Consider the following 23,653-nt stretch of genomic DNA (forward strand, 5'->3'; position numbering starts at 1 on the left):
GGGTCAGCTGTCCCGGTGGGCCTCCAGCAGCCGCAGCCACACCTCGCTGATCGTCGGGTACGACGGCACCGCGTGCCACAGCCGGCTGACCGGGACCCGGCCGGCGACGGCGATCGTCGCGGAGTGGATCAGCTCGCCGACGCCCGGCCCGACGAGGGTCACGCCGCGCAGGATCTCGTCCTCCAGGTCGACGACCATCCGGGCGCGGCCCTTGTAGCCGTCGGCGTAGAGGCCGGCGCCGGCCACCGTGGACAGGTCCACGTCGACGGCGCGGACCCGGTGGCCGGCCTGTTCGGCCTCGGCCAGCGACAGGCCCACGGACGCGGCCTCCGGGTCGGTGAAGACCACCTGGGGCACGGCGTCGTGGTCGGCGGTCGCGGTGTGCGCGCCCCAGGCCTCGGTGCGGACGGACTCTCCGGTGGCCCGGGTGGCGATGGCGGCGCCGGCGATGCGGGCCTGGTACTTGCCCTGGTGGGTGAGGAGGGCGCGGTGGTTGACGTCGCCGACCGCGTACAGCCAGTCGTGGCCGTCCACCCGGAGGCTGTCGTCGACCTGGAGCCAGGAGCCCGGTTCCAGGCCGACGGTCTCCAGGCCGAGGTCGTCGGTGCGCGGGGCGCGGCCGGTGGCGAAGAGGATCTCGTCGGCCTCGATGCGGTCGCCGCGGTCGGTGACCGCCACGACGGTGCCGTTCTCGCGGGTGACCGACTCGACGGAGGTGCCGGTGCGGACGTCGGCACCGGCCTCGGTGAGCGCGTCGGCGACCAGTTCGCCGGCGAACGGCTCCATGCGGTTGAGCAGGCCCTTGCCGCGGACCAGGAGGGTGACCCGGGCGCCGAGGGCCTGCCAGGCGGTGGCCATCTCGACGGCGACCACTCCCCCGCCGACCACGATCAGCCGGCCCGGCACCTCTTTGGCGGCGGTGGCCTCACGGCTGGTCCACGGGCGTACGCCGGCCAGTCCGGGGAGGTCCGGCAGGACGGCGCGGCTGCCGGTGCAGACGGCGACGGCGTGCCGGGCGGTCAGCACGCGCTGCCCGCCGTCGGGTCCGGTCACCTCGACGGTGCGCGGCCCGGCGAGCCGGCCCAGCCCGCGGTACAGGTCGGCGCCGATGCCCTCCAGCCACCGGACCTGGCCGTCGTCCTTCCAGTGGGAGGTGTACTCGTCCCGGTGGGCGAGGACGGCGGACGCGTCGAGCGGGCCCTGCACGGCCTGCCGCACACCGGGCACCCGGCGGGCGTCCGCACGGGTGATGACGGGCCGCAGCAGAGCCTTGCTCGGCATGCACGCCCAGTAGGAGCACTCGCCGCCGACCAGTTCGCTCTCCACGATGGCCGTGGCCAGGCCGGCGGCGCGGGTACGGTCGGCGAGGTTCTCGCCGACCGGTCCGGCACCGATCACCACGACGTCGTACGCGAGGGTTTCCGTTTCCGTCATGGGGTCAGTCTGGTGGGTGGTGTGCGGCGCCCGCCACATGGGTACGCGCGCCGCACGGCACGGGTACGTCCCTGGAATACCCGCCCGGTCGGCCGTGTTGTGCCGACGCCCTTCGCCCCCGACGTTCAGGAAGAGAGAACACCCGATGAGCAGCACCGTGGAGCTCACCAAGGAGAACTTCGACCAGACGGTCACGGACAACGAGTTCGTCCTGATCGACTTCTGGGCGGAGTGGTGCGGGCCGTGCCGTCAGTTCGCCCCCGTGTACGAGAAGGCGGCCGAGGAGAATCCCGATCTGGTGTTCGGCAAGGTGGACACGGAGGCGCAGCCGGAGCTGGCCGCGGCCTTCGGCATCCAGTCGATTCCGACGCTGATGATCGTCCGTGACCAGGTGGCCGTGTTCGCGCAGCCGGGCGCGCTGCCCGAGGCGGCGCTGGCGGACGTCATCGGGCAGGCGCGGAACCTGGACATGGACGAGGTCCGCAAGGCGGTCGCCGAGCAGCAGGCGCAGCAGGCCCAGGAAGGCCAGTAACAGCGGGCCGACGGGCGGCGCGCGGTGCGCCGGTCAGCTGGATTCCCGGTGCACCGCCGTCGCGCCCAGCACCTTGTGCCGCTCGGGCGGGGCGCCGGGGTCGCGGACCGCGCGGTCGACCAGTTCCGCCAGCTCACGTCCCGAGGGCAGTTCTATGTGGACCGTGCTCAGCCGCGGGCGGAGCAGCCGGCCGAGCACCAGGTCGTCGGCGCCGATCACGGCGGTCTCCTCGGGGATGGCCACGCCCGCGTCCTGGAGGGCGCGGCACAGGAGCATGGCGTACTCGTCGTTGTACGCGAACACCGCGTCGAGGCCGAGGGAGTTCCAGCGGGCGGCCAGCCGCTCGGCCGCCCGCTCGTCGTAGGCGAGGGGCAGTTCGGTCACCGTGGCGTCGGTGTCGCGCAGGGCGCGGCGCAGGCCGCGGAGGCGGGGCGCGGAGAACAGTTCCAGACCGGGTTCCGCCGGGACGACGACGCCGACCCGGCGGCGCCCGCGGTCGTGCAGGTGACGGCCGGCGCAGTCGCCGACGGCCTCGTGGTCCATGAGCAGGGCGTGCGCGCCTTCGACAGGCTCGGTGCCGAGCGTGACGACCGCGCGTGCGCCGGAGCGCTTGAGCACCTGCACGCCCTGCGGGCCGAGGCCCGGTCCGGGCACGAGTACGGCGACCGGCCGCAGCTCGGCCCAGGCGCGGGCGGCCTCGTCGCCGTCCAGACCGGCGGTGCCGTACTGCACGACCGTGTAGTCGAGGCGGCCGAGGGCCCACTGGAGTTCGTTCAGGAACCGGCTGTAGAGCGGGCCGACGGGGAAGGTCGGGGCGGGCATCAGGACCATCCGGCTGTGCCCGGCGCGCAGGCTGCGGGCGGCGGCGTGCGGCACGTAGCCCAGTTCCTCGGCGGCGGCGTGGACACGGCGGCGGGTGGGCTCGCTGATCCGGACGGCGCTGGTGTTGTTGAGGACGTAGGAGACGGTCGCGCGCGAGACGCCGGCCAGGCGGGCCACATCGGCGCTCGTGGGAACGGAGCGCGGTGCGGAGGTGGACGCGGACGCGGGCGTTTTCGGTATCTGCACCATGACGTACGGCATCTTGGCAGAAGCCGGGGATGGGGCATCCGGTGGGGCAAGGTCGTCCGGATCGGACGAAACACCGCCTCCGAGACGGAGACGACGCCGATCCTCGCGGGGCCCGCGGGCGCAGTCGTGCCGACGGCCTCGGGCCCGGCCCGCGCGGCCGGTCACCCCGGCGGGTCGGTGCGGGTCACCCGGGCCACCAGGTCCAGCCAGCCCGCCTCCAGGTGCGCCAGGGACATCCCGCACTGCCGGGTCAGGTGGTGGACCTGCGCCGGGTCGAGGTACGCCATCAGCGGGTAGGAGAGCAGGTCGGCGTCCTCGCCCGGGAGTGCCTGGCGCAGCAGCATGGCGACGTGCCCGCGCTGGAACTGGCGGGGCGGCGAGGCGAAGCGGCGCTCGGGACCGGGCTCGGCGGCCAGTTGCAGCTCCAGTTCGTCGTTGGCGCGGCGCAGCAGGGCGCAGCCGAAGGCGCGCAGCCGTTCCACGGGCGGCGCGCCGGGGCCCAGCGGCGGCGGGCCGCTCAGCAGCGCGGCCTGGAACTTCTTCTCGGAGTGGTCCAGCAGCGCCGTCAGCAGGCCGGTGCGGTCGCCGAAGCGGCGGAAGACCGTGCCCTTGCCCACCGAGGCCGCGGCGGCCACCGCCTCCATCGTGACGCCGGCCGCGCCGTGCTCGGCCACCAGCCGGGCGGCGGCCTCCAGCAGCCGGGCCCGGTTGCGTGCCGCGTCGGCGCGCAGGCAGGGCTCGTCCTGGGTGGGCGAGGTACCGACTTGCAGCAGTTCAGGCGGGCCGGCGATCTCCTGGTGATCCGGTGAGGGCGGCGGGGCGGCGGACATGAAGCCAGCGTAAGGCATCGGGAATGAACTGGACCGCGGTCCGGTTAAGCTGCTAGAAACTTTAAGCGGACCTCGGTCCGGATCGTTACCGCAGTGTTTCAGGCCCCAGGAGTTGCCCCATGTCTGTTCGCATCCTCGCGCTCGTCGGCAGTGTCCGTGCCGGTTCGCACAACCGTCAGCTCGCCGAGGCGACCGTCAAGCTCGCCCCCGCCGGGACGGAGGTGGAACTGTTCGAAGGGCTGGCCGAGATCCCCTTCTACAACGAGGACATCGACGTCGACGGCACCGTTCCGGCCACCGCCGAGCGGCTGCGCGCGGCGGCCGACGCCGCCGACGCCGTGCTGGTCTTCACGCCCGAGTACAACGGCACCATCCCGGCCGTGCTGAAGAACGCCATCGACTGGCTGTCGCGCCCGTACGGCGCCGGCGCCATCAGCGGCAAGCCGGTCGCCGTGGCCGGCACCGCCCTCGGCCAGTACGGCGGCGTGTGGGCGCACGACGAGACCCGCAAGTCCGTGGGCATCGCCGGCGGCAAGGTGATCGAGGACATCAAGCTGTCCATCCCCGGCTCGGCGAACCGGTTCGGTGCGACGCACCCGGCCGACGACACCGAGGTCGCCGCGCAGCTGACCGAGATCGTCGAGCGGCTGCGGGGGCACGTGGGCGAGGCCGCGGCCGCCTGACCGACGCGTACCGACAAGGGCCGGAGTCCAGCGGACTCCGGCCCTTCGGCGTGCCGCCGCGGTCCGGATCAGGCCACCGCCGTCGGTGCCAGCGCGTGCAGTTCCTCCAGGGCGACCGCGACCGCCCGGCGCTGGTGACCGCCGCGGCGGGTGCAGGTGAGCAGCTTGCGGTGCGGCCTGCTCGCGCACCGCACCCGGGTGATCGGCAACTGCGGCGTCAGGTGGGCGAGCCGCGGGATCAGGGCGACGCCGAGCCGGTGGGCGACCAGATGCGCGGTGACGTTCCAGTCCAGCGCGTGGTGGACGACCTCGGGGGTGAACCCGGCGGCGCCGCACGCCGACATCACATGCGTACGGCAGGGGTTCCCGGGCACGGGGGCGATCCACGGATCGTGCGCCGCGTCCACCAGGTCGACACCGTCCCGCCCGGCGAGCGGATGGTCGTCGGGGACCACCAGGTCGTAGGGGTCGTCCAGCAGCGGCCGCTGGTCGAAGCGGGCGTCGCTCAGCGGTGGATTGTGCGGGGTCACCTCCACCACCGCCAGCTCGGTCTCCCCCTCGAAGAGCAGGTCGAAGCTTCCCGGTACGCCCGCCTCCAGGATCCGCACGGACAGCCGCGGGTACCGCTCGCGCAGCCGGGCGGCCATCGGGGCGAGCAGCGCCGAGACGGCCCCCGTGAAACCGGTGACGTGCAACGGCCCGACGGGCGTGCCGGGGTCGGCCCGCAGGTCGAGTTCCGCCTCCTCCCAGCGGGCCTGGATGGCGTCGGCGTGCGCCAGCAGGCTCTCGGCCGCCGGGGTCAGGCGGACGCCGCGGCCCTGCGGCTCCAGCAGGTCGACGCCCAGGTCACGGGCGAGCTGCCGGATCTGCTGCGAGGCGGCGGACGGGGTGAAGTGCAGGGCGCGGGCGGCGGCGGTGACCGTGCCGTAGTGGGCGACCGCCCGCAGGACGTGCAGCCGACGGAGGTCAATCATGAAGCCCACGCTTCACGGTGTCGTCCAGAAAGTCAACCTGGACGCAACGGATGCGGCGTCGCACCCTGGCTGTGTCGCGACGATCAGCCAGCCCCGACGCAACGAGGAGTCGCCATGACCACCACGACCGGTGCCACGTGCCCGCACTGCGGATGGCCGGACAACGCCGAGCCGCCGCAGGTGGTGTCCCGGCACCCCACGGCCACGGGGCACACCATGTGGGCCCGCTGCGCCTGCGGCTCGCTCCAGATGCGGGTCGTCGACGGCTGCGGCTCCCGCGTGGTCTCCCGCAGCCGCCCCGCGCGGGCCCACCCGGTTCGGTGAACCTCGCTTCGGCGGCACCGGGGACGGACCGGCCCGGGCGATCATGGACGGGCCGCGGACACCGTCGCGGCCCGTGTGGAGGAGAAGCGATGCCGGAAGCGCCGCCCCAGGTCCCGCCCCCGTTCGACGCGGAACTCGCCGCCGCGCTGGCATCGCTCGGGGACGCCGCCCGCCCGGGCCTCACCTTCGAGGACATCGCCGAGGCGCGCCGGAATCCGGGTCTGGAGCTGCTCGCCGACCCGGATCCGACGAGCGGCGGGAGGTTCGCGGTGGAGGACCGGCGCGTGCCCGGCCCACCGGGCGGCCCGGACGTGTCCCTGCTGATCTGCCGGCCGGCCGCCCCGACGGCCCCAGGCCCGCTCCCCGTCGTCTACTACGCGCACGGCGGCGGCATGGTGCTCGGGTCCAACCGGGCCGGGATCGAGGTGCCGCTGGAGTGGGCGGCGGAGCTGGACGCGGTCGTGGTGTCGGCCGGGTACCGGCTGGCACCGGAGCACCCGTACCCGGCCGCGGTCGAGGACGTGTACGCCGGTCTGCTGTGGACCGCCGGGCACGCGGCGGAGCTGGGCGCGGACCCCGGGCGGATCGTCGTCGCGGGCACCAGCGCGGGCGGCGGACTGTGCGCCGCGCTGGCCCTGCTGGCGCGGGACCGGCAGGGGCCGCGGCCGCTCGCCCAACTGCTGTTGTCGCCGATGCTCGACGACCGCAACGACACGCCGTCGGCACGCCAGATGGCGGGGTGCGGCCTCTGGGACCGGTCGGCCAACGAGACCGCCTGGACGGCACTGCTGGGTGACCGCCGGGGTGGCCCCGACGTGCCCGCCTACGCCGCTCCCGCGCGGGCCGAGGACCTGTCCGGCCTGCCGCCGGCCTTCCTCGACGTCGGCTCGGCGGAGACCTTCCGCGACGAGGTGGTCACCTACGCCTCCCGGATCTGGCAGGCCGGCGGAGTGGCCGAGCTGCACGTCTGGCCCGGCGGCTTCCACGGCTTCGACGGCCTCGCCCCCGGCGCCGCCCTCACCCGGTCGGCCCGTGCCGCCCGTCTGGACTGGCTGCGCAGGCTCCTGTCCGGCTGAGCCGGGGACGGCCGCCCGGGCGCCGTGGGCGGGCCGGTGCCGGAGCCGGGAGCGCGAAGGTGCAGGTGAGGGTCGAGGTGGCCGTTGACAGGGGTCCGGCAGGGGCCGTAGAAAGCTGATCACCAGACCCGTCGGCCGACGTGCCGGCGGGTGTCCGGCCCGGCGGCAGGAGACTCGAGCGTGCAGCGGCTTCCCCTGTCCGGGGTCACGGTGGTCAGCCTGGAGCAGGCGGTGGCGGCGCCCTACGCCACCCGGCAGCTCGCCGACCTCGGCGCCCGCGTGATCAAGGTGGAGCGCCCGGGCGACGGCGACTTCGCCCGCCGCTACGACACCACCGTGCACGGGCAGTCCAGCTATTTCGTGTGGCTGAACCGGTCCAAGGAGTCCCTCACGCTGGACCTCAAGGACCCGCGGGGCGTCGACATCCTGCACGGGCTCCTGGAACGCGCCGACGTGTTCGTCCAGAACCTCGCGCCCGGTGCCGCGGACCGCCTCGGACTCGGCGCCGCCCGGCTCACCGAGCGCCTACCGCGGCTGATCCCGTGCACGATATCCGGGTACGGCACCAGCGGGCCGTGGGCCGACCGCAAGTCGTACGACCTGCTGGTGCAGTGCCAGACGGGGCTGGTGTCGCTCACCGGGACGCCCGAGGAGACCGCCCGCGTCGGCATCTCCGTCGCCGACATCGCCGCCGGGATGTACGCCTACAGCGGCATCCTCACCGCGCTGTACACCCGCGCCACCACCGGGGAGGCGCACCCGGTGGAGGTGTCCCTGTTCGAGGCGCTCGCGGAGTGGATGGGCCAGCCCGCGTACTACACCCGGTACGGCGGCAGCCAGCCCCCGCGGCTGGGCACCCGGCACGCCACCATCGCGCCCTACGGCGCCTTCCGCGCCGCCGACGGCAAGGAGGTGCTGTTCTCGATCCAGAACGAGCGCGAGTGGGCCGCGCTGTGCGCCGAGTTCCTCGGGCAGCCGGAGCTGACCGACGACCCGCGGTTCGCCACGGGTCCGGACCGGGTCGCCCACCGGGAGGAGCTGGACGCCCTCGTCGCCGCGCGCTGCGCCCGCTCCGTCAGCGCGGAGATCCTCGAGGACCTGCGGCGCATCGGCGTCGCCTGCGCCGGCGTCAACGACATCGCCGCGTTCCTGGACCACCCGGTACTGGCCGGCCGGGACCGCTGGCGGGAGGTGGCCGTGCCCGGCGGCGCCCGGGTGGAGGCGCTGCTGCCGCCGGCCGATCTGGGGGGCGTGCCCGCGCGCATGGACCCCGTGCCGGCCGTCGGCGAGCACACCGAGGCCATCCTCACCGAGCTGGGGCGTTCCCCCGCCGACATCGAGGCGCTGCGCGCGGACGCCGTCGTCTGACTCCGCCGGACCCCTCCAAGACTCGCGTCGAACGCGCCCCTTCCCCGAGAACCACCCGCCCGAACACGCCGGCACTCCGCAGGGGCACCCGGAGCACACGGACCCCAAGGCACCCGACGGAGCACACCGGCCCCCCTCCGAAGCCCCCGTCGGACGCATCCGCTTCCCCGGGAACCTCCCGCCGGGACACGCCGACGAGCGAGTGGGCGGCGGCACGCCCTTCGGGCCGTGTGCGCCGTGCACGGGGCGCGTCGCCGGCTCCGGCTCACCCTCCCGGTCCGTGCGCCGCGCCGCCGCCGGTGTGCAGGGCCCGCAGCACGTCCTCGTCGGTCAGCTGGTCGAACTCCTCGTACCAGAGGCCGACGGCCATGAAGGCCGCGGGCGTGTACGGACAGATCACCTCGTCCGCCTCCGCCCGCATCCCGTCCACCGTTTCCGGCGCGCCCACCGGCACGGCCAGCACCAGGCGCCCCGGTTCCCGGCGCCGCAGGCAGCGCAGCGCCGCGCGCGCGGTGGACCCGGTGGCCAGGCCGTCGTCGACGACGACCACGGTCCGGCCGCGTACCCCGGGGGCCGGGCGGCCCTCGCGGTAGCGCCGTTCGCGGCGGCGCAGCTCCGCGCGCTCCCGGTCCACCACCGGCGCGAGGTCGGACTCGTCCAGACCCAGCCCGGCCACGGCCTGCGCGTCGTAGAGCGGCTCGTCGTCCCCGGCGATGGCGCCGACGCCGTACTCCTCGTGGAGCGGGGCGCCGATCTTCCGTACGACGAGCACGTCGAGCGGGGCGTCGAGTTCCCGGGCGACCTCCCGGGCCACGGCGACGCCGCCCCGGGGCAGGGCCAGGACCAGGACGGGGTCCGGCAGTCCGCCGCCGCTCCGCAGTGCCCGCAGTTCCTCGGCCAGCATCCGTCCGGCCTGCTGACGGTCGTGGTACCGCATGGTGGCCGCGCCTCCTTCGTACCGCGCCTCTCCCCGGCCCCCGCGTACCCTGCTCGCCGCCCGTCGATACCGCGTCCGGGCCGCCGGCCGGCCGTCACCCGAAGGGAGCAAGCGGTGTTTCCGGACCCGCGTCGCAGGCAACCCGGCACCCGGCGCGGGCCGGTCCCGCGCCGTCCCCCGGCGCCCAGCCGACCTGTGAACGTGACGGGAGTTCCCGGATGACCACTGCCCCTTCCCATCCGCGGGCCGCCCGGCCGGGCCCGCGCATCGGCGTGCTCGGCTCGTACGGCGGTTTCAACATCGGCGACGAGGCGATCCTGACCTGCGTCCTGAGCTGTCTGCGCGTCCACCGGCCGGACGCGCACCTGGTGGTGTTCAGCCGCAACGCCGAGCACACCCGCGCGCACCATCCCGAGGCCGACGAGGTGGTGGACTGGGAGGGCGTGAGCCGCAACCGCGTGCTGGACGTGCTGCCCGCCCTGGACCTGCTGGTGCTGGGCGGCGGCGGCATCCTCTACGACGGGGAGGCGCGGCGCTATCTGCGGCTCGTGCGCGCCGCGCAGGACCTGGACGTCCCCACGTTCGCCTACGCCGTCGGCGCCGGCCCGCTGCGCGAGGCGGAGGACCGGGAGGCGGTACGCACCGTGCTGGCCGACATGGACGACGTGGTGGTGCGCGACGAGGAGTCCAAGCTGGTCCTGGAGGAGGTCGGGCTGGAGCGCGAGGTCACGGTCACCGCCGACCCGGCGCTGCTGCTGCGGCCGGAGCCGTTCACCGAGGCGATGATGCGCGACGAGGGCGTGCCCGCCGGGGCCCGGCTGGTGGGGATGTCGGTGCGGGAACCGGGCCGGGCGGCCGAGAAACTGGACGAGGGCGACTACCACGCGCTGCTCGCCGACGTCGCCGACTTCCTGGTGCGGCGCCTGGACGCGCATGTGGTGTTCCTGCCGATGGAGCGGCACGACGTCCGGCACGCACACGCCGTGCTGTCCCACATGACCGCGCCGGACAAGGGACGGATCCTGCACGGCGCCTACAGCCCCGGGCAGGTCCTCGGCCTGATGCGCCACCTGGAGCTGGCCGTCGGCATGCGCCTGCACTTCGTGATCTTCGCGGCGCTGTCCGGGGTGCCGGTGCTTCCGCTGCCGTACTCCGGCAAGGTCTTCGACTTCGCGCGCCGGCTCGGCGCCCCGGCCCTGGTCGGTGTCGCGCGGGAGCAGGCCGGGCTGCTGCTGGCGGAGGTGGACCGGCTGTGGGACGAATACCCGCAGCGACGCGACGACCTGCGGGACCGGATGCGGGAGCTGACGGCTACCGCGCGGGAGACCTGCGTGCGCTGCGGTTCCCTGCTGGACGAGATCGACGGCGCGCGGACGGGAGAGCCGGAGCGGGAACTGCCGTACGCCGCCGAACCGCGCCCGCTGCACGCCTGACCGCGTGCGTGCGGCCGGCCGACCGGCCGCACGCGTGCGGAACGCCGACTGACCGACTGACCGACCGGCCGACCGGCCGAACAACCGCCCGACCGCCCGACCGACCGCGTGAGGAAGACCGGACTGACCGCGTGAGCCGAACCGGATGACCGTCCGAGGGAGACCGATGCCGATCCTGAAAGAGCCCCGCGAATCGCGCACGGTCACCCTGCCGCCGCGCTCCGCCCAGCACGGGGGCAGCTGTGACGTGCTGGTCGTCGGCGGCGGCCCGGCCGGCGTCTCCGCCGCGATCGGCGCGGCCGAGGCGGGCGCGGACGTGGTCCTGGTGGAGCGCTACGGCTTCCTCGGCGGCAACGCCACCGTGGCGCTGGTGATGCCGCTGATGTCGTTCCACAACGAGCACAAACAGGCCACCTTCACCGAGTCCGGGGAGGACTCCCGGCTGCTGCCCACCGACCACGGCGAGGGCGAGCCGGTGGTCGCGGGAGTGCTGTGGCAGCTGCTGGACCGGCTCACGGGGCGGGGCGGCTGCCTGCCGCCGTCCCGGAAGACCGGGTACACGGTCCCCTTCGACCCGGAGCTGTTCAAGCTGGTCCTGCTCGACATGCTGGACGAGTCGGGGGTGCGGATGCTGTTCCACGCCTTCGCCTCCACCGCGCTGCCCCTGGACGACGGTTCCGGCTGGCGGGTGGTGTTCGAGACCAAGTCCGGTCCGGTGGTGCTGGACGCCGGTGTGGTCGTGGACGGCACCGGCGACGGCGACGTGGCGGCGGCCTGCGGGGCGTCGTACGAGATCGGGCGCAAGGAGGACGGGCTGGTGCAGCCGATGACGCTGATGTTCCGCGTCGCGGACTTCGCGCGGCCGGACTTCGCCGACTACGTGCGCGCCAACCCCGACCAGTGGCGCGGCGTGCACGGCCTGTGGGACCTGATCGAGGAGGCCCGCGCGGACGGGGATCTGCGGCTGCCGCGCGAGGACATCCTGTTCTTCGCCACCCCGCACCCGCGCGAGGTCGCCGTCAACAGCACGCGCGTGAACCGCGTGCTCGGCACCAGCGTGTGGGACCTGACCCGGGCCGAGTACACGGCCCGCCGCCAGCTGGCGCAGATCGACCGGTTCCTGCGCACCCGGGTGCCCGGCTTCGAGGAGTCGTACGTGGTGCAGAGCGGCACCCACATCGGGGTGCGGGAGACCCGGCGGGTGCTCGGCGACTACCAGCTGACCGGCCACGACATCCTCGCCGCCCGGATGTTCCCGGACGTGGTCGCGCACGGCGCCTATCCGATCGACATCCACAACCCGCGCGGCAGCGGCACCGTCCTGAAACGGGTGCCGATGGGCAGCTTCTACGACATCCCGATGCGCTGTCTCGTGCCGAAGGGCACCGAACGGCTGCTGGTCGCGGGGCGGTGCATCTCGGGGACCCACGTGGCGCACTCGTCGTACCGCGTCATGCCGATCGCGATGGCGACCGGGCAGGCCGCGGGTGTGGCCGCGGCGATGACCGTGCGGCACGGCCACGGACCGCGGGGCGTCCCCTACCGGCTGGTGCAGCGGGAGCTGCTGCGGCAGGGTGCCCGGCTGCGGATCGGCGGCCCGGCGGGCGCCTGACGCCGGGCGCCGGGCGCCCGGCGTCAGCTCGCCCAGTCCAGCAGGCGGTCGCGGGTCTCGGGGGCGCGGAGGTGGGCAAGCGAGGCCTTCTCCAGCTGGCGCACGCGTTCGCGGGTGAGGCCGACGTGCGCGGCCACCTGCTGGAGGGTCCGGGGGTGCCCGTCGTGCAGGCCGTAGCGCAGGCTGAGGATCATGGCCTCCCGGGGCGCCAGGGTGCCGACGGCCTCGTGCAGTTCCTCGGCGAGCGCCTGGTACTCGGCGACTTCCGGGGCCTGGAGCACCTCCGTGTCGGCGATGAGGTCGCCGACCACGGTCTCCCCCGTCTCGTCCACCGGGGTGTCGAGACTGACCGCGTCCCGTCCGACGCGGCGCAGCCAGGCGACCTTGTCCGCGGCGAGGCCGCTCTCGGCGGCCACCTCCTCGACGGTCGGCTCGCGGTCGAGGCTCCCCCGCAGCTTCCGCTCGACCTTGGCGAGCTTCTGCAGCTGCTCCACGACGTGCATCGGCAGCCGTACCGTCCGGGCGTGCGTGGCCAGGCCCCGTTCGATGGCCTGCCTGATCCACCAGGTGGCGTACGTGGAGAACTTGAAGCCCTTGGTGTGGTCGAACTTCTCCACGGCCCGGATCAGCCCGAGGTTGCCCTCCTGGATGACGTCCAGCAGGGGCAGCCCGCGGTGGGCGTGCCGCTTGGCCATGGAGACCACGAGCCGGAGGTTGGCGCGCACCATGTGGTCCTTGGCGGCCTGCCCGTCGCGCACCGTCTCCGTCAGCCGGCGGCGCTGCCCGGGCGTCGGGGCGGGCTCGCCGGTGTCGGCCTGCTCCAGTTCCTCCTGGGCGGCGAGACCGGCCTCGATGCGCCGGGCGAGCCGTACCTCGTCCTCGGCGGTCAGCAGCGGGGTGGCGCCGATCTGCGCCAGGTACTGGCCGAGCAGGTCGGGTTCCTCGTCGGGCTCCGGGATACGGGTGCGCAGCCGCGCGGTGCGGGCCGGGGCGCGGCGGTCCTCGTGCGCGGCGGGGGTCTGTGCCGGCGGAGACATCTCGCGTTCCTCCGTCCCCTCCTCGTCACCGATGGGCTCGGGTACCCGGCGGGCCCGGACCCGAACGTCCGGCGGGCGCGGGCCCGGTGCCGGGTCACCGCGGGGGCGGACCGCCCTGCCGTTCCCAGCGTTCCCGGCGCAGCCGGGAGGTGATCGTCATCAGGTCCGCCACCGCCAGCAGGGCCAGCGCGGCGCACACCGCGCCGAGCGCGACCAGGACGCCGCGGCCGGGGCTGTCGCCGGGGTCCCAGGCACCGGCCCACACACCGAAGAACGCGGCGCCCGCGACGAACAGCGGCAGGAAGACGGCCGACAGCACCAGGCGCAGCCGCAGCGCGCTCCGGGCCGTGGCCGGTTCGGTGCCGGTGCGCGGGTGGCGGCGGCCGAACGCGCCGGAGCGCGCACGCGGCGCGGGTGGCGCGGCTCCCCGGGGGCGTCGGACGGGCATGTCGTGCCTCCCTCAGTGGTCGGGGGCCGCGGTGCTGATGTCGGCCGGGGCAGAACCGGGCTCCCCGGCGGCGGCGAGGTCGCCGAGGCTGACGATGCCGACCGGGCAGCCACCGCGTTCGACGACCGGGATCCGGTGCACGGCGTGCCGCCGCATCAGCTCGACGGCCCGGTCCGTGGTGTCGTCCGGTCCGAGGGTCACCACGGGCGGCGGCGTGCACACCGAGCCGACCGGGGTGTCGTCGGGGTCGCGGCCGTCGGCGACGGCCCGCAGGACGATGTCGCGGTCGGTGAGCACGCCGAACAGATCACTGTCATAGGCCACCAGGACGTCGCCGACGTCCCGCTCGCGCATCAGCCGTGCCGCCCGCGCCACCGTGGTCATCGGTTCGACGGCCGCCGTGGCGGGTGACATCACGTCCCGTATCCGCCGGGTCATAGGTGGGCACCTCCGAATGGTGCGTCGGTACGGAGTCGGGCGATCGGACGGGCCGGGTGCGTGTACCGGTACCGGCCGGGTAACCCGTGGCCGGGCCGGTGAACCGCCGTGCGGCGGCGGTCTCAGCCGGGGTCGATCAGGGCGAGGCCGAACTCGGGGCGGTAGGTCTTGGCCAGTTCCGCGGGGCTGTCGCGGACGACGACCTCCAGCGTCGGCCACACCCGGCCCGACAGCAGGTGGCCGCCGCGGGTGGAGCCGTCGGACAGCCCGACGACGGCGTGCAGGTGCGGGACCGGGCCGTCGTCCCCGACGGCGATGTCCCCGAGCAGGGAGAGCACCTCGCACTGCTCGTCCACCGGAATGTGCCGGTAGTCCTTGGCGTCCCGGTCGAACCAGCCGACCACCGCTTCGGAGAACGCGCCCACGGCCGTCACCTGCGAGGCGCCGAGGGAGCGGTCGCGGGCGAAGGACGTCAGCTCGGTGACCGGGTCCTCGCCCGGGTCGAGCACGAGTACGTACACCGCCGAGGGACCGTCCTGTACCTGTTGCCACTTCATGCCGGGCCGGGTACCCGGCCCGGATCACGGCAACCGCCGATCTCCGGGCCCGCGGGCCTACCCCGCTTCGGGCACGGCCCGGGCGAGGGCGGCGAGCCAGTCGTCGACGGGACCGAAGGTGAGCAGTCCGCTGCCCGCGCCCGCGAGTTCACCGGCCGCGGGCAGCAGCCGGCGGTACGCGCGCTCCAGCGCCGGCCGGTCGCGGAGTTCCAGGGCGAGGGCCGCCTCGGCGCAGCACAGGGCCTCGTACAGCAGGCCGGGCGGCGGTTCCGGAAGGGACCGCAGAGCCGCCCGGGCCTCGTCGGCGCGGTCCCGGCCGAGCAGGGCGAAGGGCTGCGCCCAGGGCCGGTAGGGGCCCCAGTCGTCGTCCGGGTCCACCTGCGGCGGGCGGCCGGAGGCCAGATCGAGGCCGAGCAGGGCGAGGGGCAGCAGGCCGCGCCGCACCCCGGGCATGCCCGCGCCGTCCAGCCGGGCGGCGGTGGTCCGGTAGGCCGCCACGGCCCGGTCGGCGGGGCCTTCGACGGCTCGGCGCAGTGCCCGGTGGCCCTCCGTGAACACGGACACCAGCGGCAGTTCGTGCCGTTCGGCCAGGCGGTCCGCGGCGGTGGCGTGTTCCTCGGCGGTGGTGAAGTCGGCGAGGGCGCAGCGGGCCTGGACGCGGATCAGATGGCCCAGCACCTCGTAGGTGACCAGGCCGTGCCGGGCGGCGAGGCCGGCCAGTTCGGCGCCGATCGCGTCGCGGCGCGGGGCCAGGCCCGCGGTGGTGCAGGACTGCATGAAGGTGCCGTTCAGCGCCAAGGCCAGCAGCGCCGGGGCGTCCAGGCGGCGGGCGATCCGCTCGGCCTCGGCCGCCGCCTGCGGCCCGCGCGGGGAGCGCACGCCGCGCGACTCCAGGGCGACGGTGGCCAGCAGCCGGCAGCGTGCCGCCTCGGCCGAGGGACCGGCCGGGAGCGCGGCGAGGGTGCGTTCGGCGGCGGCGACGAGGCGCCGCGCTAGGTCGGGGTCGTCGCTGCGGGTCCAGACGGCGGGGACGTCGTAGGCGCCGATCACGCGGGCGGTCAGCTCCGCATCGCCGGTCTCCTCCGCCGCCGTGACGGCCGCCATCCGGTGCTCCCGGGCGGCTTCCAGTCCGCCGCCGCCGGTGACCGCCAGGTCGCGGAGCAGTCCGACGGTCGACTCCAGGCGGGCGCGGGCCCCGGCGGCGACGGTGCGGTCGTACGCCTCGGTGGCCCGGGCCCACAGCCGGGCCGCCGCCTGGGCGGGTTCGGCCGGCGGGTCCAGGGCCTGATCCTGGGCGAGGACGGCGGCCTCCAGCCCGCGCAGCGCGGGCCCCGGGTCGATGCCGAGCCGCTCGGTCAGCAGGGCGCGGGCCCGGCGCAGTACCGCGAGGGCGTCCGCCTGGCGTCCCGTCCGGTACAGGGCCAGGGCGAGCAGCCGCCAGCCCTCCTCCCGCCAGGGGTGGTCGGTCACGTGCGCGTCCAGATCGGGGATCGCCTCGGCCGGGCGGCCGGCGGCCACCAGGCACTCCGCCCGCCGTTCGACGGCCCGCAGCCGCAGTTCGGCCAGCCGGGCGCGCTCGCCGCGGGCCCAGGGCGCGTCGCTGAACTCGGCGTAGGCGGGCCCCCGCCACTCCCCGAGCGTGGCCCCGAGCAGGGCCGGGGCCCGGTCGGCCGGCAGCCGCTCGGCCCGAGCGACGGCGTCCTCGAAACGCCAGGCGTCCACGGCATCCGGTGCCGGGCGCAGCGCGTATCCGGGGCCGTCGGTGACCAGCAACCGGGCCGGGGCGCGCGGCGGGCGTCCGGGCTCCAGGGCGCGGCGCAGGTCCCCGACGAAGGTGCGGACCGCGCCGACGGCCCGCGGGGGCGGTACGTCCCACAGGTCGTCGACCAGGTGGGCGACCGGTACGACGCGTCGCCGGGCCACGATCAGCCGGGCCAGCACGGCACGGTGCCGGGGCCCCTTCAACGCGAGCGCGTCGCCGCCCCGCTCGGCTGTCACCGGCCCGAGCACACCGAAGGCGACCGCCACTTCCCCGTCCCGTTCCGTCCGCGTCCGTCCGCGTTCCGTGGTCACCACCGTACGCGCACTGATCGGTTGCTGATCCGCGCCCGGCAGGCTCGGTGACGTTCCCGTCCCTGTGCGGGAGCGGAAAGGCACCGACCAGTCATGGCACCGATCATCCCCGGCTTCACCCTGGACCGCGTCACCGTCGCCGACGGCGTGGCGCTGAACGTGGCCGTCGGCGGCACCGGCCGTCCCGTCGTCCTGCTGCACGGTTTCCCGCAGACCCACCTGGTGTGGCGGCACGTCGGCGCGGACCTGGCGGCCGACCACACCGTCATCTGCCCCGACCTGCGCGGCTACGGCGCCAGCGACAAGCCCGCCGACCCGGACGGCACCGGGTACGCCAAGCGGACCATGGCCGCCGACGTGGTCGCCCTGGCCCGGGCACTGGGGCACGAGCGGTTCGCGCTCGCCGGGCACGACCGGGGCGCGCTGGTCGCGTTCCGGGCCGGGCTCGACCACCCGGACGCGGTGACGCGGCTGGCCGCGCTGGACGTCCTGCCGACGCTGGACATGTGGGACGTGCTGCGCGGCACCACGGCGGCCGTGGGCTTCCACCTGTACCTGATGGCGCAGCCGCCCGGCCTGCCCGAGCGGCTGATCGGCGCCGCGCCGGACGCGTTCTTCGGCCACTTCCTCAACCTGTGGACCAGGGATCCGGCGGCGCTGCCCGCCGAGGTGCGCGCCGCGTATCTGGAGGCGTCCCGCGAGGCGGTGCCGTCCATCGTCGCCGACTACCGCGCCTCGGCCGGTGTCGACGTCGCCCACGACCGGGCCGACCGGGAGCGCGGCAACCGCCTGCGGATGCCGGTGACCGTCCTCCAGCAGGACTGGGGTGCCGCGCTCGGCTACGACGCCGCCGCCCTGTGGCGGGCCTGGGCGCCGGATCTGCGGCACGTCACGGTCGGGTGCGGTCACTTCATGGCGGAGGAGGCGCCCGGAGAGGTGACGGCGGCGCTGCGGGAGCTGCTGACCCGGTGAGGGCCGGCGCGGAGGATGGCGGCGGGGCACGGCGGGGAGGGGCACGGCGGGGCCCGGCCCGGGCCCCGCCGCGGGGGCCTCAGCAGGCCCCGGGGACGTCCTCGGTGACGCCGTTGAGCGGGGAGGACGGGTCGCTGCCGTACGGGCGGGTGATGATCTCCAGGCCGTGTCCGGCCGGGTCGGTGAAGTACACGCCGCGCCCGCCGTCGTTGCGGTTGATCCGGCGCGGGTGCCTGCCGTGCGGATCGGCCTGGATCGGGACGCCGTCCTCGACGAGCCGGGCGAGGGCGGCGTCGAACTCGTCCTCGGAGACGAGGAACGCGTAGTGCTGCACGGGGATGTCGATGTCGACGGTGGCGAAGTCCAGCGTGACGCCGTTGGCGGTCGTCACGGGCAGGAACATCCCGGCCGGTTCCCCGACCTCCAGCCCCAGCACGTGGGCGAGGAAACGGGCGGACTCCTCCCGGTCACGGGAGAGAACGATGGTGTGGTTGAACTGGACCGACATGGGTGAATGCCTCCACGGGCATCTCCGCGGCGCCTCCATGCCTCACCCGGCCGGTGACCGGCACGCGATGCCGCGCGGTGGATCCTAGACACCGCCGGTCGCCGTGTCGACGCGGTTTTCCGGTCCGCCGGCCGCCGGGTGCCTGCCGTGGTGGGCGCGGAAATACCGGTGGAGGGCGGGACTTGCCGCGTGCTTGCATGGCCCGCATGGTGTCCTCCGACCGGCTGCTCGCCGTTGCGGCCCCGTCCTTCCTGGTCATCGTGGTGCCCGGCCCGAGCGTGCTGTTCGTGATCGGCCGGGCGCTGGCGCAGGGCCGGCGCGCCGCGCTCACCACGGTCGTGGGCAACACCCTCGGCGCCTACGTGCTCGTCGTCGCCGTCGCCCTGGGAGTCGGGGCCGGTCGTGGAGCGCTCGGCCCTCGTCTTCACCGTGCTCAAACTGGCGGGCGCCGCCTGCCTGGTGCACCTCGGTGCCAAGGCCTGGCGCGGACGCCGGTCCCTGCCCGCGGCGTTCACCGGGGACGCGGCACCGCCCCGTGGCCGGCGCACGATCTGGGAGGGCTTCGCGGTCGGCGTCACCAACCCCAAGACGCTGGTCTTCTTCGCCGCCGCGCCGCCCCAGTTCGTCGACCGTGGCCGGGGCGGGGTCGCCGCACAGATACTGCTGCTCGGCCTGGTCTTCATCCTGATCGCGGTCGCCTGCGACAGCCTGTGGGGACTGCTGGCCGCGACCGCGCGCGACTGGTTCGCCACCTCGCCGCGCCGCCTGTCCCTGGTCGACGGGACGGGCGGCCTGGCGATGATCGGCCTCGGCGTGACCGTGGCCGTGACGGGACGCAAGGACTAGGTGACGGGGCGAGGACCGGGGTGACGGGGCCAGGGCCAGGCGACGGAAGGCGAGGACGGCGAGGACCGGATCGGCGGCAGGCCGACGGCCCGCCCCTCAGCTGCCCGCCGACGTGCCTGCCCCTCAGCTGCCCGTCCGGTCGCCGTCCTTCATCTCGCCCCAGCCGTGCCAGCGCTCGACCTCGATCCAGGCGCTGACCCGGGGGCTCTCGCGGTCGGGGTAGGGGCGGCCGGTGTAGTGCCGGGCGAGGCGGTCGATGTCGGCCAGCCCCTCGTCGTCGCGCAGCTCGACGACGCGGCCGATGAGGGTGAGGTGCGTGTACCAGCTGTCCCCGTCCAGGACGGTGAGGGTGACGCGGGGGTCGCGGCGCAGGTGCTTCAGCCGGACACGGCTCTCGTCGAGGTTGACCAGCACCCGGCCGTCGTCCCACAGGTACCAGGTGGCGGCCGACACGGGCGCGCCGTCGGACCGCAGGGTGGCCATGACGCACGGGTTGGGGCGGCCCAGCAGGGTCACGGCCTCGTCGGGGAGCGGCGGCTTGGACATACGGACTCCTTCGTGTGCGGTCGTGCGCGTCGCGCGGTTTCGTACCGCCGTGCGGTTTCGTACCGTCGCGCGTCGCGAGGTTGTGCGGTTGTGCGGTTGTGCGTCGTGCGGCCGTACGGCGTCCTCGGGCCCCGGGGGCTCCTCAGCCCCCGTTCGGTTTCCCGTCGAAGCTGGCGTAATACGCCGCGGCCATGTCCTCGTCACCGTGCCCCTGTGCGGCGGCGCGGGCGAGCCGTTCCGCGCCCGCCGCCGCCATGTCCAGGCGGAGGCCGTGCCGCTCGCCGGCCTCGACGATCAGCCGGGCGTCCTTGGCGGCGGTGCCGACCGCGAACTGGGGCGGGGTCAGCCGGCCGTCCCGGATGAGCCCGGTCTTCGTGTGCAGGTACCCCATGTCGAGCGGTCCGCCGGCGATGGCGTCGAAGAACCCGGCCGGGTCCACGCCGAGGGCCTCGGCCAGCGCCAGGACCTCCCCGGCGGCGTTGGTGGCGGCGATGACCCAGCTGTTGGCGACCAGTTTCAGCCGGGTGGCACTGCCGGCCGCGCCGTCCTCGCCGGTCCACACCGTGCGGGCGCCGACGGCGTCGAAGACGGGCGTGACCGCGTCCCGCGCGTCGGCCGGCCCGGCGGCCAGCACCAGCAACTGCCCGGCCTCGGCGGGCTGCCGGGTACCGAGCACGGGCGCGTCGTAGAAGACGAGGTCGTGCTCGCGGGCGAACGCGGCCAGGTCGCCGAGAGCGTCCAGTCCCGCGGTGGTCGACTGCACCCACGCGGCACCGGGCCGCAGGCCGGGCGCCGCCTGCCGCATCACGTCCAGGGCGGCGGGGCCGTCGTACAGCACGGTGAGGACCACATCGGCGTCCCGCACCGCCTCGGCCGGGGTGTCGGCGACGTGCGCGCCGTCGGCGGTGAGCGGCTCGGCCTTGTCGCGGCTGCGGTTCCAGGCCCGGACGGCGTGTCCGGCGCGAGCCAGATTGCGGGCCATCGCGGCGCCCATGATGCCGGTGCCGAGGACGCTCACGGTGAGCTGGTCGGTCATGCGTCGACTTCCTGTTCTCGCGCGGTGGGTGACCGGGGATCAGCCTGCCACGCGTACCGGCCCGTCGCCCGCACCACCCGCCGGGACGTGTGCGGGCGGCACTCAAGTCCCTTTTCCGCCCGAGGCGTTCCGCCGCCGCGCGGCGGAGGTTACCGTTCGGTAGACAGCATGCTCGACGGAGGTGTCCGCATGACGTACGACCGTGTCGCCGGCCTCGCGGAGTCCGCCCGTGCGCTCGCCGCGGGGGAGGTGACGTCCCGGGCGCTGGTCGAGGAGGCCCTGGCGCGGATCGCGGCGACGCAGGTCGCGGGCTCGCTCAACGCCTTCCGGATCGTCCGCACACGGGCCGCGCTCGCCGAGGCCGAGGCCGCCGACCGGGAGCTGGCCGCCGGGAGCCGCAAGCCGCTGCTCGGTGTGCCCGTGGCGGTGAAGGACGACATGGACGTGGCGGGCGAGCCGACCGCGTTCGGCTGCGCCGGGGAGCATCCGCCGGTGGCCGAGGACGGGGAGGCGGTACGGCGGCTGCGGGCGGCCGGGGCGGTCATCGTCGGCAAGGCCAACACCTGCGAGTTCGGGCAGTGGCCGTTCACCGAGGGGCCCGCGTTCGGGGCGACCCGCAATCCGTGGAGCCTCGCGCACACGCCGGGCGGCTCGTCGGGCGGGTCGGCCGCCGCGGTCGCGGCCGGGCTGGTGCCCGCGGCGCTGGGCTCGGACGGCGCCGGGTCGGTGCGCATACCGGCCGCCTGGACGCATCTGGTCGGCATCAAGCCGCAACGCGGCCGGATCTCCACCTGGCCGCGCGGCGAGTCCTTCCACGGCATCACGGTCAACGGCACCCTGGCCCGCACGGTCGCCGACGCGGCGCTGCTGCTGGACGCGGCGAGCGGCAACCACGCGCGGGACCCGCACCGCCCGCCGGCCATCGACGCCTCGGCCGCGGTGGGGCGCCCCCCGGAGCGACTGCGCATCGCGCTCTCCCTGAGGCCGCCGTTCACCGCGGTGCCCGCCCGGCTGCACCCCGAGGTGCGCGCCCGGGTGGTGGAACTCGCCGACCGCATCGCCGCGCTGGGGCACATCGTCGAGGAGGCCGACCCGCCGTACGGGCAGATCGGGCTGACGTTCGTGCCGCGTGCCACGGCCGGGATCGCGGAACGGGTGGGCGAGGCGCCGTTCCCCGCGCTGCTCGACCGGCGCACCCGGGAGGCCGCCCGGCTGGGCCGGCTGCTCGGCGGGGCGCCGCTGCGGGCGGCCCGGCGAGCGGAGGCGGTGCTGCGGCGCCGTATCGGCGCGTTCTTCGAGACGTACGACGTGGTCCTCGCGCCGACGACCGCCGCGCCGCCGCCACGGGTCGGCGCGCTGGCGCGGTTGAGCGGCCTGGCGACCGACCGGGCCATGATCGCCGCCTGCCCCTACGCCTGGCCGTGGAACGTGCTGGGCTGGCCCGGCGTCAACGTGCCCGCCGGATTCGTCACCGGCGGCCTGCCCGTCGGCGCCCAGTTGCTCGGCCCCGCGAACAGCGAGCCGCTGCTGATCGGGCTCGCCGCGCAGCTGGAGTCCGAGCTGCGCTGGCACCGGGCCCGGCCGCCGCGGGGCCCCGCCCCGGACGCGGACACCCCGGCGGCGTGAGCGGGCGCGTCCCGCCCGGTGCGGCCGCGGGCGTGCCGCCCGCCGACGACGTCCCGGGCGGGTACGGCCCCGCACACGACGGCGCCCCCGACCGGGGCGGGAGGATGCCTCGGGCACGCTGCCGGCGGTCCGGGAGTCCGGCGAGCGGCACGACGGGTGCGGGGCCGGGTGCCCGTCGGCGGCGGGCCCCGCGCGGGGCGGCCCGGCCCCGGCCCCCTACGAAGCCCGCCGTGCGGCGGGTTCCTCCGCCGGGCCCGGGGCGCTTTCCGGGAACGCCCGCGCGAACGCCTGCCGGACCGTGCCGTCCGGGGTGCGGTCCAGGATGCCGAAGACCACGTGCGCGAAGGCCGACGCGAACCGGCCGCCCGGTCCGAGCAGCGTCCGGAAGGCGCTCGCGACCTGGGCGGGGTCGTTCTGGAAGACTCCGCAGCCCCAGGCGCCGAGCACCAGGTGCCGGTGGCCGTGGGCGGCGGCCGTCTCCAGCACCCGCTCGGCGCGCACGGCGAGCGCGTGCGGCAGGTCGGCGGCGCGCTCCGGTGCCGTGCGCCGCGCCACGCCCGCGTTGGGCGCCGCGGCCGTGAGGAAGGAGACCGGGTACGGCTCGTCGAGCAGGCGGCCCCGGTCGTCGCGGAAGACGGGCACGGCGGGTGAGTGGATGACGCGGTCGGTGTAGAACGGGTCGCGGTGGGCTCGGTGGTGGTCGTAGAACTCCCGCGCCCGCAGCAGGCAGGTGTACAGCGCGGAGGCGCGGCACAGTGCCTCCTCCTGTGCCTGGGCGCCGTTGAGGTAGCCGCCGCCGGGGTTGCGTGCGGAGGCGAAGTTCAGCACCGCCGCGTCGCCGACCAGCCGGCGGGCGGCCTGGAGGCTGCTCTCGCCCGTGACCTCGAACGACGTCACCACCGGAGGGACGGGCGGGACCGGTACGGGACCCGGGCCGTGCATCCGCGTGCCGTCCCGCGCCGCCTCGACGGCCGCCGCGACCGGCACCTCCCGGCCGTCGGGCGCGCGGTAGGCGCCCGCGGCGACGATCTGTTCCGTGCGCAGCGCGATGCCGCGCAGGCGCGCGCTCACGGCGCCACCCCCGTGGGCGCCGTGGCCGCGCGCCGCGCGGCCTCCCCCGTCGTGCTCATGTACGCATCCTGGGTGATGCTGGTGATGCGGTGCAACGGAGTTTCCGGAGCGCCGCGAACACCCGGGAAAGGCCTCCGGAAACGACCGGGACGCACAGGATGACCGACCCGGAACGTCCCGGTATGCGCCCTTGTGCCGCGCGTCACGAGGGTCTTGGGTGG

At 75.4% G+C, this 23,653-nt stretch carries 23 protein-coding genes and 1 pseudogene; 10 read left to right on the forward strand and 14 right to left on the reverse strand.

The window, feature by feature from the left end:
• Positions 1-3: 3 nt before the first annotated feature.
• On the reverse strand, positions 4-1,434 hold the full coding sequence (locus ACLGIH_RS03875) for a dihydrolipoyl dehydrogenase family protein (protein ID WP_416523795.1): 1,431 nt from the start codon (positions 1,432-1,434) through the stop codon (positions 4-6).
• 145 nt (positions 1,435-1,579) lie between these two features.
• On the opposite strand from ACLGIH_RS03875, the gene trxA reads away from it, so the two are divergent.
• Entirely contained in the window at positions 1,580-1,966 is a 387-nt protein-coding gene (trxA, locus tag ACLGIH_RS03880; protein ID WP_416523796.1) for a thioredoxin, read from the forward strand.
• 33 nt (positions 1,967-1,999) lie between these two features.
• On the opposite strand, the gene ACLGIH_RS03885 is transcribed toward trxA, so the two are convergent.
• On the reverse strand, positions 2,000-3,037 hold the full coding sequence (locus ACLGIH_RS03885; RefSeq protein WP_416523797.1) for a LacI family DNA-binding transcriptional regulator: 1,038 nt from the start codon (positions 3,035-3,037) through the stop codon (positions 2,000-2,002).
• A gap of 161 nt (positions 3,038-3,198) precedes the next feature.
• Entirely contained in the window at positions 3,199-3,867 is a 669-nt protein-coding gene (locus ACLGIH_RS03890; protein WP_416523798.1) for a TetR/AcrR family transcriptional regulator, read from the reverse strand.
• A 119-nt stretch (positions 3,868-3,986) separates the two neighbouring features.
• On the opposite strand from ACLGIH_RS03890, the gene ACLGIH_RS03895 reads away from it, so the two are divergent.
• Positions 3,987-4,550, forward strand: a complete 564-nt coding sequence (locus ACLGIH_RS03895; RefSeq protein ID WP_416523799.1) for an NADPH-dependent FMN reductase — start codon at positions 3,987-3,989, stop codon at positions 4,548-4,550.
• A 68-nt stretch (positions 4,551-4,618) separates the two neighbouring features.
• On the opposite strand, the gene ACLGIH_RS03900 is transcribed toward ACLGIH_RS03895, so the two are convergent.
• Positions 4,619-5,524: a LysR family transcriptional regulator gene (locus ACLGIH_RS03900; RefSeq protein WP_416523800.1), complete on the reverse strand. Its 906-nt coding sequence runs from the start codon at positions 5,522-5,524 to the stop codon at positions 4,619-4,621.
• Positions 5,525-5,638: 114 nt separating this feature from the next.
• Here ACLGIH_RS03900 and ACLGIH_RS03905 point away from each other — a divergent pair, with 114 nt between their 5' ends.
• The 3 genes from ACLGIH_RS03905 to ACLGIH_RS03915 all read left to right on the forward strand — a co-directional run bounded on the left by ACLGIH_RS03905 (position 5,639) and on the right by ACLGIH_RS03915 (position 8,292).
• Complete coding sequence (locus tag ACLGIH_RS03905; RefSeq protein ID WP_416523801.1) at positions 5,639-5,848, forward strand: hypothetical protein; 210 nt, start codon at positions 5,639-5,641, stop codon at positions 5,846-5,848.
• Between the two features lie 89 nt (positions 5,849-5,937).
• On the forward strand, positions 5,938-6,924 hold the full coding sequence (locus ACLGIH_RS03910) for an alpha/beta hydrolase (protein WP_416523802.1): 987 nt from the start codon (positions 5,938-5,940) through the stop codon (positions 6,922-6,924).
• A gap of 180 nt (positions 6,925-7,104) precedes the next feature.
• A complete protein-coding gene (locus ACLGIH_RS03915) occupies positions 7,105-8,292 on the forward strand; it encodes a CaiB/BaiF CoA transferase family protein (RefSeq protein ID WP_416523803.1) in 1,188 nt (395 codons plus the stop codon).
• A 265-nt stretch (positions 8,293-8,557) separates the two neighbouring features.
• Here ACLGIH_RS03915 and ACLGIH_RS03920 read toward each other — a convergent pair whose 3' ends face one another.
• On the reverse strand, positions 8,558-9,229 hold the full coding sequence (locus ACLGIH_RS03920; protein WP_416523804.1) for a phosphoribosyltransferase: 672 nt from the start codon (positions 9,227-9,229) through the stop codon (positions 8,558-8,560).
• A gap of 218 nt (positions 9,230-9,447) precedes the next feature.
• Here ACLGIH_RS03920 and ACLGIH_RS03925 point away from each other — a divergent pair, with 218 nt between their 5' ends.
• Positions 9,448-10,662, forward strand: a complete 1,215-nt coding sequence (locus tag ACLGIH_RS03925; RefSeq protein WP_416523805.1) for a polysaccharide pyruvyl transferase family protein — start codon at positions 9,448-9,450, stop codon at positions 10,660-10,662.
• Between the two features lie 166 nt (positions 10,663-10,828).
• Positions 10,829-12,274, forward strand: coding sequence for an FAD-dependent oxidoreductase (locus ACLGIH_RS03930; protein WP_416523806.1), 1,446 nt, complete (start codon positions 10,829-10,831; stop codon positions 12,272-12,274).
• Positions 12,275-12,297: 23 nt separating this feature from the next.
• Here ACLGIH_RS03930 and ACLGIH_RS03935 read toward each other — a convergent pair whose 3' ends face one another.
• The 5 genes from ACLGIH_RS03935 to ACLGIH_RS03955 all read right to left on the reverse strand — a co-directional run bounded on the left by ACLGIH_RS03935 (position 12,298) and on the right by ACLGIH_RS03955 (position 16,782).
• Positions 12,298-13,311: a sigma-70 family RNA polymerase sigma factor gene (locus ACLGIH_RS03935; protein WP_416523807.1), complete on the reverse strand. Its 1,014-nt coding sequence runs from the start codon at positions 13,309-13,311 to the stop codon at positions 12,298-12,300.
• Between the two features lie 94 nt (positions 13,312-13,405).
• Positions 13,406-13,759 (reverse strand): DUF6343 family protein, encoded by a 354-nt coding sequence (locus tag ACLGIH_RS03940; protein WP_416523808.1) that lies wholly within the window; start codon positions 13,757-13,759, stop codon positions 13,406-13,408.
• A gap of 12 nt (positions 13,760-13,771) precedes the next feature.
• Positions 13,772-14,197: a CBS domain-containing protein gene (locus ACLGIH_RS03945; RefSeq protein ID WP_416523809.1), complete on the reverse strand. Its 426-nt coding sequence runs from the start codon at positions 14,195-14,197 to the stop codon at positions 13,772-13,774.
• Positions 14,198-14,319: 122 nt separating this feature from the next.
• Positions 14,320-14,754 (reverse strand): PPC domain-containing DNA-binding protein, encoded by a 435-nt coding sequence (locus ACLGIH_RS03950; RefSeq protein WP_416523810.1) that lies wholly within the window; start codon positions 14,752-14,754, stop codon positions 14,320-14,322.
• 57 nt (positions 14,755-14,811) lie between these two features.
• Positions 14,812-16,782, reverse strand: coding sequence for an AfsR/SARP family transcriptional regulator (locus tag ACLGIH_RS03955; RefSeq protein ID WP_416529276.1), 1,971 nt, complete (start codon positions 16,780-16,782; stop codon positions 14,812-14,814).
• A 138-nt stretch (positions 16,783-16,920) separates the two neighbouring features.
• On the opposite strand from ACLGIH_RS03955, the gene ACLGIH_RS03960 reads away from it, so the two are divergent.
• A complete protein-coding gene (locus tag ACLGIH_RS03960) occupies positions 16,921-17,799 on the forward strand; it encodes an alpha/beta fold hydrolase (protein ID WP_416523811.1) in 879 nt (292 codons plus the stop codon).
• Positions 17,800-17,878: 79 nt separating this feature from the next.
• On the opposite strand, the gene ACLGIH_RS03965 is transcribed toward ACLGIH_RS03960, so the two are convergent.
• Positions 17,879-18,307, reverse strand: coding sequence for a VOC family protein (locus ACLGIH_RS03965; protein ID WP_416523812.1), 429 nt, complete (start codon positions 18,305-18,307; stop codon positions 17,879-17,881).
• Positions 18,308-18,513: 206 nt separating this feature from the next.
• Here ACLGIH_RS03965 and ACLGIH_RS03970 point away from each other — a divergent pair.
• Positions 18,514-19,153: pseudogene (locus ACLGIH_RS03970) on the forward strand (LysE family translocator).
• Between the two features lie 123 nt (positions 19,154-19,276).
• Here the strand turns inward: ACLGIH_RS03970 and ACLGIH_RS03975 are convergent.
• Together ACLGIH_RS03975 and ACLGIH_RS03980 are read right to left on the reverse strand one after the other, a co-directional pair.
• Entirely contained in the window at positions 19,277-19,699 is a 423-nt protein-coding gene (locus tag ACLGIH_RS03975; RefSeq protein WP_416523813.1) for a PPOX class F420-dependent oxidoreductase, read from the reverse strand.
• 142 nt (positions 19,700-19,841) lie between these two features.
• Positions 19,842-20,735: an NAD(P)-dependent oxidoreductase gene (locus ACLGIH_RS03980; protein WP_416523814.1), complete on the reverse strand. Its 894-nt coding sequence runs from the start codon at positions 20,733-20,735 to the stop codon at positions 19,842-19,844.
• A gap of 189 nt (positions 20,736-20,924) precedes the next feature.
• Between ACLGIH_RS03980 and ACLGIH_RS03985 the strand changes: the two genes are divergently transcribed.
• Positions 20,925-22,361, forward strand: coding sequence for an amidase (locus ACLGIH_RS03985; protein ID WP_416523815.1), 1,437 nt, complete (start codon positions 20,925-20,927; stop codon positions 22,359-22,361).
• Positions 22,362-22,577: 216 nt separating this feature from the next.
• Here ACLGIH_RS03985 and ACLGIH_RS03990 read toward each other — a convergent pair whose 3' ends face one another.
• Complete coding sequence (locus tag ACLGIH_RS03990; protein ID WP_416523816.1) at positions 22,578-23,432, reverse strand: TIGR02452 family protein; 855 nt, start codon at positions 23,430-23,432, stop codon at positions 22,578-22,580.
• Between the last annotated feature and the right edge of the window lie 221 nt (positions 23,433-23,653).

Source organism: Streptomyces hamibioticus, from assembly GCF_047946815.1.
GTDB lineage: Bacteria > Actinomycetota > Actinomycetes > Streptomycetales > Streptomycetaceae > Streptomyces.